Here is a 13,959-nt window from a genome sequence, read left to right as displayed (position 1 = left end):
ATCGACACCACGGAGCCGGAGGAACACGCCCATGACCGCCACCGCCCCCGCGACCCGACCGCTCACGCCCGCGGCCCGCAGGATCCTGGAGGTCGCGAGCGAGCTGTTCTACGCGCGGGGCATCAACACGGTCGGCATGGAGCTGGTCGCCGATCGGGCCGGCGTCACCAAGAAGACCATCTACGACCGCTTCGGCTCCAAGCGGGACCTCGTCGTGGCCTATCTCCGCACCCGGGACGACCGCTGGCGCGCCTACCTCACCGACCACCTGGAGCGGGCCGCGACGCCCCGGGCGCGGGTGGTCGCCACCTTCGACGCCCTGCACGCGTGGATGGGCGAGGAGAACCCGCGCGGCTGCGCCATGGTCAACGCCTACACCGAACTGTCCGACCCCGAGCACCCGGGCAGGTCCGTGGCCGAGGGGCAGAAGCGCTGGCTGAGGGGCCTGCTGGCGGGGTTCGTCACCGAGGCGGGCGCGGCCGACCCCGAGGTCCTGGCCCACTCCCTCGCGATGCTGCACGAGGGGGCGGTCGTGGCGCGCAGCGTCCTGGGGGAGTCGCGGGCCGCCCTGACCGCGCGCGCCGCCGCCGAGACCCTCATGGCCGCGCACGGCGTCACCGACGACGTCCCCGCGGCCCCGGCCGCGGTCGCGGCCCCCTAGGGCCGTCGGAGCCTACTGGTAGCCGAGGCGCGAGAGCTCGACGGCGGCGACCGCGCTCACGTCCCCGTAGTCCTCGCGGGAGAGCCGGTCGCGCCACCGGCCCGCTGCCCAGTCCCGCTCGTCCATCAGCTCGGTGGCGGACACGCGCGCCCCGGTGAACTCGCGCAGGCGGCGCGCGGTCGCGATCTCCCCGCCCCGGACGTCCTCGTACCGCACGGTCAGGAGCTGGTCGGCGCCGATCTCCCGGCGCAGCCGCGCGTGCATGCGCACGGCACCCCGCCAGCGCATCGCGCACTTGGCGGCGTCGGAACCGTTCCGGAAGGCCTCCAGGTCCGGCTCCTCCTCCAACCCGAAGAAGTGGTTGGGGAACTCGTGGTCGATCGACATGAGCCCGGGCTTGAGCCAGGACAGGGCGCGTTCGTCGTCGAGCATGCCCGCGACCACGTCCCTGCCGTCCCTGATGACCTGTACGAACAGGGCGTCGGGAAAGGCCGCGTACAGGGCCTCCGCGCAGAACAGCAGGTCGGGGCTGGCGTCGCCGTAGCGCTGGGCGTCGGCGCTGTGCTCGCACGGTTCGGCGGAGGCGTTGGCCGGGACGCGCGCGTACGGACCGGGGCAGCGGGGGCACGTCAGGGGGGTGAGCTGCCAGGCCTCGGCGTAGGCCTCGCGCAGCAGGCTCGCCGTCCCCGACACCTTCTCCTGGGCGAGGGAGGGGCGGCGGGCGACGGCGTAGACGGCGTTGAGCACGCCGGAGGCGCCGGCGACGACGTGGAACCCCGGGGCGCGGGAGAGGGCGCGGGCGACGCCGGGGACCCCGGAGTGGGGGGCGCCCAGGACGAAGACGGGGCGCCGCACCGTGGTCCGGTTGACCACGAGGATGTAGGACGACTGCTTCATGACTGTGTCGATTTTGGCACCCTTCGCCCGTCTCGTGTGCATCGGCGGGGTATTTCGCCTCCGCGTCCCACAGGTTCCCCGAGGGTACGGGGTCCGTGCGACCCGCGCGCGCTCCGAAGGCAACTCCGGAGGCAAGAAGCGTCAAAGCCGCTGCAACAATGGGGCATGGCCTCCACGACCACGGATCCCGCGCCGCTCGCCGACCCCGAGGGCTTCGAGCGCGCCGCAGACCTGCTCGCCTCGGCCGGGCGCGTCACCGTGCTCACCGGCGCGGGCGTGTCCACCGACTCCGGCATCCCCGACTACCGGGGACCGAACGGGCTGTGGACCAAGGACCCCGCCGCCGAGGCCATGGCCGACTTCGACACCTACATGGGCGACGCCGACGTGCGCCGGCAGGTGTGGCTGCGGCGTCGGGACCACCGCGTGTGGACGGCCGAGCCCAACGCCGCGCACCGGGCGTTCGCCGACCTCGACGCCACCGGACGGCTCCGAGCGCTCGTCACCCAGAACATCGACGGGCTGCACCAGCGCGGTGGGCTGCCCGCCGACCGGGTGATCGAGGTGCACGGGACCATGCTGTGGGTGGTGTGCACGTCCTGCGGACTGCGCACCCCGAGCCCGGAGGTCCTGGCTCGGCTCGACGAGGAGTCCGACCCCCGGTGCCCGCAGTGCGGCGGCATCCAGAAGTCGGACACGATCTCCTTCGGACAGCGGCTGAACGCCGACGTCATCGAGCGGGCGGCCCGGGCCGCCCGGGAGTGCGGCGTGTTCCTGGCGGTGGGCACCTCGCTGACCGTGCACCCCGCCGCCGGTCTGTGCGACGTGGCGATGATGGCCCGGGCGAGCCTGGTCGTGGTCAACGCCGAGCCGACCCCCTACGACGACTTCGCCAGCGCGGTCCTGCGCGACCCGATCGGTACGGTCATCCCCGCCCTCGTGCGCCGGGTGACGGAGGCCGCCCGGAGTTGACGCCGCTCTCGGGCGCGGGCACCGGTCGGCGGACGTCCGAGCCCGGGCCGTCGCTGCCGCCGGGGGGCAGCTGCTCGGGGGCCGGAGTGCGCCCGGCGCCCCTGGAGCCGGACTGATCGTCGGTGTGCCGGGTGACGTGCTTCGGCCCGCGCTTCTTCCCGGTGGCCAGCGGCGCCGCGTCATAGGCCTGTCCTCCGGTCGTGTTCCGGTCCTTCCCGTCGGCGTCCACCGCAGGACCCCGGACGCCCCGCACGGCGTCCGGCTCCGAGCCCTGGGCCTGCTCGACGAGGCCCAGGACGTCGTTCACCCAGCCCGGGGAGACGTGCCCGCCGAGGGCCTCCAGGACGGCGGCGACCGTGTCCGTCCGGAGCGCGCCCCCGTGCACGACGGACTCCACGGCCCCGAGGTACCCCCGCAGGACACCGAGCAGGTCCTCCCGGAACTCGGTGTCCGGGGCGAGGAACGCCAGGTCCTCCGTCGCCTGGCGGAGCACCAGGAGTTCGATCCGTCCGAGCGACCGGGTCGACAGGAGGCGCCGGTAGGCCTCCAGACGTTCCCGCGGGGCGTGGGTGATCGGCTCCATCCGCAGCCGCAGGACCTCGTGGAGGTGGCTCCACGCCCTGTCGCCGTCCTCGTCCAGGAACCAGGTGCCCAGGTCGGTCGAGACGTGGCGCAGGTAGGGCAGCAGTCCGAGCGTGAACCGCGCCGCCGTCCCGTTGACCCGCATCGCCACCGATCGGAGCAGCCGTGACGTGACCGAGTCGAAGGGCGCGGTGATGCCGTAGGGGTCGGTCATGCTGGGCACGAACTCGGGGCGGGACCTGGCCCGGACTTCGAAGCCGATGCACTCGCCCACGTCGACGGGTGAGCCGTCCTCCAGGCCGATCACGGTGGTCTCACCCTCGTCGTGCCACCCCTGGAGGTGACGCACCCGCAGGGTCGACAGGATGCTGAACCACTCCGAGCCGGGCAGGGTCCGCCACGAGGTGGTCCTGCCCAGGAGGGCCTGGTCGGGTTCGGCGGCGTCGGGGAACAGCTCGCGGGCGTCCACGGGGTCCTCGCGCACGAGGCACAGCAGGATCACCAGGTTGCTGGTGTAGTTGGCCTCGCGAAGGACCAGGGGCAGCCGCACGGGCTCGTACCCGGGGTAGGACCGGTTGGGGGCCGGGAACCGGGCCTCCTGGAACAGTTCGACGAGGAGTCTCCCGTACTCCTCGCGCAGCCTCGGGTCCTCGGACAGGCGGCGTTCGAGCAGGTCCCGCAGGAAGTCGACGACCCGGTCGCGCCCCCCGTAGCTGGCGAAGGACGACAGCGCGTACAGCTCGCCGTCGTCGGTGCGCACGGCCCGGCCCCGGCGGCGGGAGGCGCGCGACCGCGCGTCGGCCGCCTCGTCCAACGCGTCCACCACCGCGCGCGCCACGAGGTACTCGCCGAAGGTGGAGTGCAGGAACTCGAACACGCTCGACGGTCCGTCCGAGGCCCTGGCCCGCGACTCGTGGACGAAGAAGAACCGCCCCAGCACCCGGGCGGCCGGGTCGATCCCCCCGTGCAGGTCGGCGTCCGCGGGGGAGACGACCGCGTCCGGCATGAGCACGGCGAGGTCCTGGTCGAGTTCGTCGGCGCTCACGCTCTGCCTGCGGCGGGTGAACATCGCCAGCGCGGCGACCTCCAGACGCCGGAGTTCGTCCTCCACGGCCTCCTCGAAGTCCGCCCGGCCCAGGCCGGAGCGGTGCTTGGTCACCTCACGGCGGGCGAACATCCGCAGCAGGCGGTCGTACAGCTCCGCGTCGGACAGGGTCTCCGAGGCGTGCCGGAGCGCGTTGCCCTCGGCGTCGTAGATGAGCAGCATCAACAGCAGCAGCGGCTGTTCGGCCAACTCCCGGTACCGGACCAGGGCCCGCGGGGTGAGCGGTTCCACTCCGGATGCGGTGAGGGAGCGGGCGTTGGCGCGGTTCCACACCTCCACCATGCGGGCGATGCGCGCGTCGTCGAACGGCTCCAGGCGCATCACCATCGTGCCGTCGGGGAAACGGGCGCGGTCGGCCACCACGGTGCGGCTGGTGACGATGACCGCCACCGGCTGGCCCAGCGCCTCCTGCCGCTGCTGGAACTCCTGGACCCGCTCCAGGTAGTCGGAGCGGTCGACGCCGGTCGCCTGGAGGAGCTCGTCGAAGCCGTCGAGGATCACGACCGGCAGCGCGCCGTCGGCGGAGTCGGCCAACTCCCGCCAGGACACCCGGGTGTGCAGCGCGGCGGCCAGACCGTCCTCGATCTGCACGTGGATGGGGGCGTTGGGCTGGACCGCGCGCAGCTCCACCCGCACCGGGAGGAAGTCGGCGGCGGGCAGGCGCGCCGCCAGCATCTCGGTGAACTTGGACTTGCCCGCGCCGGGGTGGCCGAGGATGACCGTGGGGGCCTCGGTGGCGAGCGGGTGGACGAGGTGGGCGGCGATGACCGGCTGGAGGTCGTCGAGCACCGGCAGCCGCGCCCACCACTCCTCGCTGGAGGGGGAACCGGAGTGCACCGCATGGGCGGCGCGTCCGCGCGGGGCGATGTAGGCGTCCTCCAGCGCGGGCAGCACGAGACCCGGAGGAGCGTCGTCGGACCGGAGCACGGGCTGGCGCAGCACCGCCCGGTACCCGGCGGCCAGCTCCCGGCGCCGCGCGTCGACGTCGCGGTGGGAGCTGATCTCCTCCAACCGCCGCCGCAGGTCGCCCAGCCCCGCGCCGAGGGCGCCGCGCGTGCGGTCGTGCTCGTGCAGGTGCGCCCACATCCCGAACTCGGGGACGTCGGCGGCCAGTCGCCGGTAGGACTCCGCGTACCGTTCGGCGGCGCGTTCGGGGACGAGCCCGCGCAGTCCGTCGACGACCTCGTCCGCCGCGGAGGCGCCGTCGTCCTCGGCGGCGGTGAGCGCGGTCAGCGCGGTGGTGAAGTCCCGGAGCAGGAAGTCCTGGAAGAAGCGGGGAGCCCAGCCGGATCCCAGGGACAGGGCCGGGGCGGACCCGGTGTGGGCGAGCACCCGGTCCATCAGCTCGGCCTGTTCGGCCCTGGTCAGCTTCAGGTCGGCGAGGGCGAAGGGGGCGTCCAGCTCCTCCAGCGACTCCTCCACCGCCTCGAAGAACGCCACGACGACCAGGATCTGGTGCGCGGCCTCGATCCGCTCGGTGCGCGACATCCGGCTGCGCCCCCGGATCTTGTCGCCGATGCCCTCGACGGCCTGGCGGCCCCGGCTCACCAGCTCGCCGCGCAGGCCGAAGAGGTCCGGCACCCCCAGGAGCCCCAGACCCCCGTCGGCCAGTTTCTCCGCCAGGTCGAGGACCTGTGAGTCGTTCTCGCCCAGGATGCGCAGGGCGTCGGCGTAGGTGAGCTGTCGGGCCAAGGGGGCACCGCCTCTCTCGCTGAGGGGGACATGACCGGACCCGGCGCCGTGTCGGGCGCCGGGTCCGCAGGTCAATGGGGGGTCGAGGGTCGGGCGTTCTCGTTCTCGGTGACTGTGTGACGTCCTAGGGCAGCTGCCAGTTCACCGGCTCCGCGCCCTGTTCCTGGAGCATGGCGTTGGTCCGGCTGAAGGGCTTGGAACCGAAGAAGCCGCTGCGCGCCGACAACGGGCTCGGATGGGCGGACTCCACGCACGGCACACCCGGCATCATCGGGCGCAGGTTGCGCGCGTCCCGGCCCCACAGGATGGCCACCAGCGGCTTGCCGCGCTCGGCCAGCGCCCGGATGGCCTGTTCGGTCACGGCCTCCCAGCCCTTGCCGCGGTGCGACCCGGCCTTGCCCGGCGCGACCGTCAGCACCCTGTTGAGCAGCAGCACGCCCTGCTCGGTCCACGGGGTGAGGTCGCCGTTGGAGGGCACGGGCGTGCCGATGTCCTCCTGCATCTCCTTGTAGATGTTGCGCAGGCTCGCTGGCAGGCGCACGTCCGGCGCCACGGAGAAGCTCAGCCCCACCGGGTTGCCCGGGGTGGGGTAGGGGTCCTGGCCCACGATGAGCACGCGCACGTCGTCGAACGGCTGCTGGAAGGCGCGCAGGACGTGCTCTCCGGCGGGCAGGTACGTCCGGCCCTCCGCGACCTCCTGGCGCAGGAAGTCGCCCATCGCGGCGATCTGCGGGGCGACCGGCTCCAGGGCCTTCGCCCAACCGCTGTCCATGATTTCGTTCAGATCCCTGCTCGGCATGGCCAGAACACTAGCGGCAGACGGCGACAACCACGGCCGCTTCGGACGATCCGCGGCCCGGGCGTGGAGGCGGCCCCGCCACGCGGTCAAGCCCCGGGAGGCGGATGACCACATCCGGCCACGAGGCGCTCACGGTCCGGCGCGGGCGATAACTTGGAGTCGCTGTCGCCACACCGGGAGCACGGGGCTCCACTGGGACTAGCGACAGGACGAGGTGAATCGACACGTGCGCGTCCGCCGCCTGGGGCTGCACGTCCCCGAACCCGCGGATCCACAGCCGACCCGGCGCCGCCCGACCTCCCGGCGCGGGTCGCCCTCCTCAGTCTAGGGAAGCCGCGCGGGCCGACGTCAGCGTCCGCCCGTGACCACTCTCCCCGATCTCACCGCGCGAGCCCTCACCGCGCCGTCGCCGCGTTCCAGCCACCTCGCCCGACGGCGCCCGGACACGGGAACCCCGCGTCCTCCTGCCCGGTGATCCACCCCAGCACGGTTCGTCCGCCACCACGGAGCGGCCGTCGCCCCTGACCACGTCGCCCCGCGCCCACGCCCGCGTCCGCGGCGTCGTGTTGCCTCGCCGTTGTGACCGCTGGCCGAAAACGCGCGAAACAGGAGGCGCCACCATGGTATCTTCCGTCCCCACTATCAGCGTGGCCGAATTCGAGGCCATTCCGCTCACCGTCAACTGCTCGGCCGTCTACGACAAAGGAGAACACCTCCTCGTCGGGGCGAGTCCGGGAAACGGGTATTTCACCCGTGAGCGCGTCGCCGCGCTCCTCACGTGGGCGCGGCGACGCTTCGACTCGGTCGACGTCGTCTACGCCGACCGGGAGGTCGACACGATGTTCGCCGCGCTCGGGTACGCCCCGGAACGGGCGCGCCGCCGCGCCGCCAAGGACATCCGCGCCCTGCGCAGGCGCATCCTCCAGGGGATCGAGCTCTCCGGTTCCGACGCGCGGTGCACGCCGCTGTCGGAGTTCGAGGGCGATTCCGCCTACCGCTCCCTCCGCGCCGACGCGGAACGGGCGATGCGGACCGATCCGGAATTCACCGGGGTCTGCGAGAACACGATCCGCCGGTTCCTCCGTCCCCGTTCCGGGGAGCAGGGTCCCACCGACGCGCAGATGGCGGCGGGAATGCGCTATCTGGCGCGCGAGATCCCGTTCTTCGTGGACACCCCCGCCATTCTCGGCGTCGGGTCCTCCGTGAGCTGCTACCACGTCGAAATGCCCCTGGCCCCCCTCCTCTTCGGCCGGACCGGCGGCCTGCGCGCCGCCGACACCCAGGCCTACGCCACCGTCCGGCCCCTGCCCGACAAGGACGTCCACTGATGACCATCGACCTGACCTTCCCCCTGTCCCGCGACGGGCGCACCGTACCCGTGGAGTGCTCGTGGCTGCGCGAGCACCGGCCCGTCGCCCGGGTCCGCACCATGACCGGGGACCCGGCGTGGCTCGTGAGCACCCACGCGCTGGCCACCGCCGTTCTGGAGGACGAGCGCTTCAGCCTCAGGGAGACCTCCCGGCCCGGGGCGCCGCGGCAGTACGCGCTGACCATCCCGCCCGAGGTCGTCAACAACATGGGCAACATCAACAGCGCCGGTCTGCGCGGCGCGGTCATGAAGGCGCTGCGTCCCACGGAGACGCTGGCCGAGTGGATGCTCGCCGAGGCGCACGCGCTGATCAACGGACTCGTCGGGCAGGGCCCGCCCGCCGACCTGCGCGACGGGTTCACCGACCCGTTCTCCGCCGCCCTGCACTGCAAGATCATCGGCGTGCCCGTCGGCGACTGGCGGCGGCTGATGCGGGGCATCGACGTGGCGTTCGTGACCAGCCCGGCCCCCTTCGAGGGCGCGGGGGCCAACTGGGACAAGGACCACGGCTACATGCTGGACCGACTGCGCTCCGGTCCCGGGCACGGGCTGCTCGGCCGGTTCGCGGAACTGCGCGACGCCGGGGAGGCCGACGACGAGCTGCTGGCCACGGTCGCCGTGTCACTGTTCGGCGCGGGCGCGGTCAGCACCTCGGCCTTCCTCCTGCACGCGATCCTCGCCCTCGCCGAGCGCCCCGAGCTGGTCCGGCGGCTGCACGAGAACCCCGAGGACGTGCCCAGGGCCGTCGACGAGTTCATGCGGTACAACCTCTCGATCGGCGACGCCCTGCCCCGCATCGCCACCGAGGACGTCCGGCTCGGCGACACCCTCGTCCGCGCGGGCGAGCTCGTGTTGGTCCTGGTCGAGGGCGCCAACCACGACCCTGCGGTGTTCGACCGCCCCGAGGTGATCGACATCGACCGTCCGACCAACCCGCACCTGGCCTTCGGCGGCGGGCGGCACTACTGCCCGGCGTCGGCGCTGGGGCGCGCCCACGCCGAGGCCGCCCTGACGGCGCTGGTCGCCCGGCTGCCCCGCCTGAGGATGGCCGTGCCCGCCGACCAGTTGGCCTGGCGGCCCGGGTTCATCAAGCGGCTGCCCGAACGGCTGCCCGTGCTGTGGTGACCCCGGCGCGCCGACGACACCGGGCCCGGACCGGGCTCCGGTGACGTGACCCGCCCCCGTGGCCGTGGACGGGCCGTCCGACGACGGCGGCCACGGGGGTTCCGGGCCGGTGCTCTGGACCGGCCCGTCCCGGTCGCGGATCCCGGGTCGGGCCGACCGGAGGACCCGGGTTCCGCGGCGGCGCGGCGGCTACTCCGCGCGCCAGCCGCCCTGGCGGTCGGCCAGGTTGAGCGCGGTGGTCACCAGGGGCACGTGGCTGAACGCCTGCGGGAAGTTGCCCACCTGCCGCCCGGTGTGCGGGTCGTACTCCTCGGCGAGCAGTCCCAGGTCGTTGCGCAGCGACAGCAGCCGCTCGAACAGCTCCTTGGCCTCGTCCTGGCGTCCGATCGACAGCAGGGCGTTGGCCATCCAGAAGCTGCACGCCAGGAAGGCGCCCTCGTCGCCGGGCAGTTTGTCGGCGGACGTCTCCAGGTCGGTGCGGTAGCGCAGCACGAACCCGTCGACCATGAGGTCCTTGCGGATCGCCTCGATGGTGCCGACGACGCGCGGGTCGTCGTAGGGCAGGAAGCCCACCTCGGGGATGAGCAGCAGCGCCGCGTCCAGCTCCTTGCTGCCGTAGTACTGGGTGAAGGTGTTGCGGTGGGGGTCGTAGCCGTACTCGCACACCTCGGCGTGGATGGTGTCGCGCAGGGCCCGCCACCGCTCGATCGGGCCCTCCTTGCCGAACTCCTCGATGCTGCGCACCGCCCGGTCGGCGGCCACCCACGCCATGACCTTGGAGTGCACGAAGTGCTGGCGCGGCCCGCGCACCTCCCACAGCCCCTCGTCGGGTTCGTCCCAGCACCACTCGAGGTAGTTGACCAGCGAGCGCTGGAGCCCCCACAGGTACTCGCCGCCGCGGATGTTGGACCGGCGGGCCAGGTGCAGCACGTCCATGACCTCGCCGTACACGTCGAGCTGGTACTGACCGACCGCCGCGTTGCCGATCCGCACCGGACGCGACGCCTCGTACCCCGGCAGCCAGTCGGCCTCCCACTCGGTGAGCCGCCGCTCCCCGCGGATGCCGTACATGATCTGCATCAGCTGCGGTTCGCCCGCCACGGCCCGGACCAGCCACTCACGCCAGGCGAGCGCCTCGTCCTTGTACCCGGAGCGGATCAGCGCCTCCAGCGTGATGGTGGCGTCCCGCAGCCAGCAGTAGCGGTAGTCCCAGTTGCGGACCCCGCCGATCTCCTCGGGCAGGGAGGTCGTGGGGGCGGCCACGATCCCGCCGGTCGGCTGGTAGGTCAGCGCCTTGAGCACGATGAGGGACCGCACGACCGCCTCGCGGTAGGGACCGTCGTAGGAGCACTGGTCGACCCACTTCTCCCAGAACCGCGCGGTCCGTGACAGGGCCTTCTCCGCGTCCAGGTGGTCGGACTCCTCCACCTGCGAGGGGTGCCAGGTCATGACGAACGGCACGCGCTGGCCCGCCGTCACGGTGAAGGAGGCGTCGTGCGTGAAGTTGTGGCCCTGGAGGGCGACGGGGGCGCTCAGCCAGATCGCGTCGGGTCCGGCGATGGCGACCAGTTCGGTTCCGGCGCGGTGCATCCACGGCACGACGTGGCCGTAGTCGAACCGGATCCGCATGGTGGTCTCCATCTGGACGGACCCGCTGATCCCCTCGACGATGCGCACGATGTGGGGTGCTCCGCCGCGCGGCGGCATGAAGTCGATGACCCGCACGCTTCCGGTGTCGGTGTCCCATTCCGACTCCAGGATCAGCGTTTCTCCCCGATACCTGCGCCGGGTGGCGTTGGGTTCGCCGTCGGCGGGCCGGAGCGCCCAACTGCCGTTCTGGTCGTCGCCGAGAAGGGCGGCGAAACAGGCGGAGGAATCGAAGTCCGGCAGACACGCCCAGTCGATAGAGCCGTCCCGACCGACAAGAGCGGCGGTCTGCATGTCGCCGATCAGTGCGTAGTCCTCAATCCAGCCGGGCACGCGGCTCACCCCCAACGCGTCGTCTTGGTCTGTGCGGTGGGCGCGAGAACCCGTGTGGGGACGGGGTGCGCCGCGCCTTCGCGGTCGCGCCGCGCACGCCCGTGTACGCGCCCCGTCGGGGGATCCACCGCCCGTCCCCGCACCGGTCGTGGCCCGGGGCTGGGAAAGGGCGCCGTTCGGGACATCGGCTCACCTCCCCGGACCGTCTGTCGCCACCCGTATACCCGGTTATGTGCCCAGGTGAGGGCAGGCTAAAGAGGCGGACCGAGGGAACCGGCCGACACCCGCTCCTTGTCGTTCACCGCGGTCACCATCTTCCACTCTTCAAGGGATGCGCGCTACCCGCGAGTGCACGTGCATCTGAACACGCGCGGAGTTATATGGCGAAATGTGGAGTTTCACGTTCCAGAAGTTATGACGCGGTGATCAATCACTGGTGACGGCCGGGCCAACGGTGAGGTGGCGACTGGATTGCCGGCCGTTCATCCGGTACCCGCATCATCGGCAGGAAGACCTGGGCGAGCGGGCCGATGGCCAGGGCGTAGACGATCGTGCCCACCCCCAGCGTCCCGCCGAGCAGGGTGCCGGTGATCACGACGACCACCTCGATCACCGTGCGGGCGAGCCGCACCGACCACCCCCGCTCGGCCAGTCCGGTCATCAGGCCGTCGCGCGGGCCCGGTCCGAGCCGGGCGCCGATGTAGCACCCGGTGGCCACCGCGCACACCAGTACCCCCAGCAGCAGCGTCGCCACCCGCAGGGCCAGCGGCCCGGGGGAGGGGAGCAGCCACAGGAACAGGTCCACGGTCGTGCCGACCACGACCACGTTGCTCAACGTGCCCAGGCCCGGCCGCTGCCGCAGGGGGATCCACAGGAGCATCAGCGCGGCTCCGACGATCACGCTCCATGTGCCGATCGACAGCCCGGTCCGCAGCGCCAAACCCTGGTGCAGGACGTCCCAGGGCATGGCGCCCAGCTCCGCCCGCACCAGCAGCGCGCCGCTGAGCCCGTACAGGGCCAGTCCCAGGTACAGCTGTGCCAGCCGTCGCGCCCGCGGCCGGGGCACGAGCCGGGCCAGCCGGTCCCGCGTCCTCACGGGGGTGGGCGCCTGGTCAGGGGAGTAGGGGCGGTCGGACAACAGGGATCTCCGTCTTCTCGTGGGGGGGGAACGCGTGGGCTCGTTCGATGGGGCCGCAAACGGTGCCACATCGGTATCGTGGCGGAGGTGGCGCTCATTCTGAAGCGCCAATCAGAACAACTGGCCCGAAACTCGGGCAGGGGGGAGGACGGCATGGCGAAGCAGGGCGGCCACCGTGGGGCCGATCGCGGCCCGACCGGAGGCGGCAGCCGGCGGATCAACGGCCGCCTCCTGGCCCGCCTCATCGGGGAGGCGCCGGTCGAGCGCCCCTTCTACCTGGCCATCGCCCGGGCCGTGAGCGGTCTGATCCTGGACGGCCGCGTCCCCACCAACACCCGTCTGCCCGCCGAGCGCGACCTGGCCGCGTCGCTCGGCGTCAGCCGCAACACCGTCACCGCCGCCTACGCCTGGCTGCGCGACAACCGCTTCCTGGACAGCCGCCAGGGCGCGGGCAGCTGGACCGTCCTCCCCGACACCGGCACCGGCGAGCTGGCGCCGTTCACCCCCGTCGCCGAGCACATCGACCTCGGGGTGGCCGCCCCGCCCGCGGTGGAGGGGCTGCGCGCCGCCTCCTTCCAGGCCGCCGAACAGCTCGCCGCGCACGTGGGCGGCCTCGGCTACTACCCCTACGGCCTGCCCGAACTGCGCCACGCGATCGCCCGCCGCTACGTCGAACGCGGCCTGCCCACCACCCCCGAGCAGATCTTCGTGACCAACGGCGCCCAGCAGGGCATCGCACTGGCCCTGGACCTGCTGCTCCAGCCCGGCGACGAGGTCCTCGTCGAGTCGCCGACCTATCCGCACGCGGTGGACGCCGCCCGCCGGACGGGCGCCCGGATCCGGACGGTCGGGGTGACCCCGCAGGGGTGGGACATGGAGTACCTGGCCGACGCCTTCCGCCAGTGGAAGCCGGGGCTGGCCTACCTCATCCCGGACTTCCAGAACCCCACGGGGGCGCTGATGGACGACGACGAGCGCGCCGTCCTGGTCCGCGAGGCGCGCCGGGCGGGCACCCACCTGGTCATCGACGAGTCCGTCGCCGAACTGGCCATCGACTCGGGCGACCTGCCCGCGCCGGTGGCAGTCCACGACACCGACGGCCGGGTGCTGACCATCGGCTCGGTGGCCAAGCTGTTGTGGGGCGGGCTGCGCGTGGGCTGGATCCGGACCACGCCGCCGATGGTGGCCCGGCTGATGTCGGCCCGCCAGCGTTTCGACCTGGCCGGGGCGGTGCTCGACCAGCTCACCGTCACCCACCTGCTGGCGGACGTGATGCGGGTGCGCGCCGAACGCAGCCGCCAGCTCCGGCGCAACCGGGACGCCCTGGTGCGCGCGCTGCGCGAACGCCTGCCCGACTGGCGGCCCAGCGTGCCCGGAGGCGGACTGGTGCTGTGGGCGACCCTGCCGCACCCGGTCGCTGGCGCGCTCGCCACCGCGGCGACCCGGCACGGGGTGCACCCGGCGGCCGGGCCGGTGTTCGGCGTGGACGGCACCCTGGAGCGGTACGTGCGCCTGGCCTACACCCAGCCGCCGGACGTGCTGGCGGACGCGGTGGACCGGTTGGCCGCCGCCTACGCCGAGACGCTCGCCCACCCCGTCCAGCCGCGCGGCCAGCTCTTCGTCTGAGCACCCCTGGGGC

General features: G+C 72.9%; 10 protein-coding genes. 5 read left to right on the top strand and 5 right to left on the bottom strand.

All coding sequences use genetic code 11. The features are described from left to right. Window positions 1-31 precede the first annotated feature (31 nt). The gene (locus ACIBFB_RS11535) at window positions 32-661 is read left to right on the top strand and encodes a TetR/AcrR family transcriptional regulator (protein ID WP_397228920.1); all 630 of its coding nucleotides are present in this window, start codon (window positions 32-34) and stop codon (window positions 659-661) included. Window positions 662-673: 12 nt separating this feature from the next. Here ACIBFB_RS11535 and ACIBFB_RS11530 read toward each other — a convergent pair whose 3' ends face one another. Then, window positions 674-1,558, bottom strand: a complete 885-nt coding sequence (locus ACIBFB_RS11530) for a sulfotransferase family protein (RefSeq protein WP_397228918.1) — start codon at window positions 1,556-1,558, stop codon at window positions 674-676. Between the two features lie 165 nt (window positions 1,559-1,723). On the opposite strand from ACIBFB_RS11530, the gene ACIBFB_RS11525 reads away from it, so the two are divergent. Further along, a complete protein-coding gene (locus ACIBFB_RS11525) occupies window positions 1,724-2,530 on the top strand; it encodes an SIR2 family NAD-dependent protein deacylase (protein ID WP_397228916.1) in 807 nt (268 codons plus the stop codon). Here ACIBFB_RS11525 and ACIBFB_RS11520 read toward each other — a convergent pair. Continuing rightward, complete coding sequence (locus ACIBFB_RS11520; RefSeq protein WP_397228914.1) at window positions 2,484-5,909, bottom strand: NACHT domain-containing protein; 3,426 nt, start codon at window positions 5,907-5,909, stop codon at window positions 2,484-2,486. The two genes, ACIBFB_RS11525 and ACIBFB_RS11520, sit on opposite strands and share 47 nt — an antisense overlap. 124 nt (window positions 5,910-6,033) lie before the next feature. Continuing rightward, window positions 6,034-6,708, bottom strand: coding sequence for a uracil-DNA glycosylase (locus ACIBFB_RS11515; RefSeq protein WP_397228912.1), 675 nt, complete (start codon window positions 6,706-6,708; stop codon window positions 6,034-6,036). Window positions 6,709-7,328: 620 nt separating this feature from the next. Here ACIBFB_RS11515 and ACIBFB_RS11510 point away from each other — a divergent pair. Then, on the top strand, window positions 7,329-8,036 hold the full coding sequence (locus tag ACIBFB_RS11510; protein ID WP_397228910.1) for a tRNA-dependent cyclodipeptide synthase: 708 nt from the start codon (window positions 7,329-7,331) through the stop codon (window positions 8,034-8,036). After that, a complete protein-coding gene (locus ACIBFB_RS11505) occupies window positions 8,036-9,202 on the top strand; it encodes a cytochrome P450 (RefSeq protein WP_397228908.1) in 1,167 nt (388 codons plus the stop codon). Before ACIBFB_RS11510 ends, ACIBFB_RS11505 begins: the two co-directional genes overlap by 1 nt. A gap of 189 nt (window positions 9,203-9,391) precedes the next feature. Here ACIBFB_RS11505 and ACIBFB_RS11500 read toward each other — a convergent pair whose 3' ends face one another. After that, window positions 9,392-11,197, bottom strand: coding sequence for a glycoside hydrolase family 15 protein (locus tag ACIBFB_RS11500; protein WP_397228906.1), 1,806 nt, complete (start codon window positions 11,195-11,197; stop codon window positions 9,392-9,394). 415 nt (window positions 11,198-11,612) lie between these two features. Beyond that, entirely contained in the window at window positions 11,613-12,278 is a 666-nt protein-coding gene (locus tag ACIBFB_RS11495) for a YitT family protein (protein ID WP_397229265.1), read from the bottom strand. 195 nt (window positions 12,279-12,473) lie between these two features. On the opposite strand from ACIBFB_RS11495, the gene ACIBFB_RS11490 reads away from it, so the two are divergent. Continuing rightward, on the top strand, window positions 12,474-13,946 hold the full coding sequence (locus tag ACIBFB_RS11490) for a PLP-dependent aminotransferase family protein (protein ID WP_397228904.1): 1,473 nt from the start codon (window positions 12,474-12,476) through the stop codon (window positions 13,944-13,946). The last annotated feature ends 13 nt before the right edge of the window (window positions 13,947-13,959 follow it).

Origin of the sequence: Nocardiopsis sp. NPDC050513 (assembly GCF_044457925.1) — a bacterium.
Taxonomy (GTDB): domain Bacteria; phylum Actinomycetota; class Actinomycetes; order Streptosporangiales; family Streptosporangiaceae; genus Nocardiopsis.
This window is presented reverse-complemented; position numbering and strand designations above follow the sequence as displayed.

Excerpts from the sequence above, each read along its gene's own strand:
- ACIBFB_RS11535 (WP_397228920.1), top strand. The coding sequence starts at position 32 with ATGACCGCCACCGCCCCCGCGACCCGACCGCTCACGCCCGCGGCCCGC.
- ACIBFB_RS11530 (WP_397228918.1), bottom strand. The coding sequence starts at position 1,558 with ATGAAGCAGTCGTCCTACATCCTCGTGGTCAACCGGACCACGGTGCGG.
- ACIBFB_RS11525 (WP_397228916.1), top strand. The coding sequence starts at position 1,724 with ATGGCCTCCACGACCACGGATCCCGCGCCGCTCGCCGACCCCGAGGGC.
- ACIBFB_RS11515 (WP_397228912.1), bottom strand. The coding sequence starts at position 6,708 with ATGCCGAGCAGGGATCTGAACGAAATCATGGACAGCGGTTGGGCGAAG.
- ACIBFB_RS11510 (WP_397228910.1), top strand. The coding sequence starts at position 7,329 with ATGGTATCTTCCGTCCCCACTATCAGCGTGGCCGAATTCGAGGCCATT.
- ACIBFB_RS11505 (WP_397228908.1), top strand. The coding sequence starts at position 8,036 with ATGACCATCGACCTGACCTTCCCCCTGTCCCGCGACGGGCGCACCGTA.
- ACIBFB_RS11490 (WP_397228904.1), top strand. The coding sequence starts at position 12,474 with ATGGCGAAGCAGGGCGGCCACCGTGGGGCCGATCGCGGCCCGACCGGA.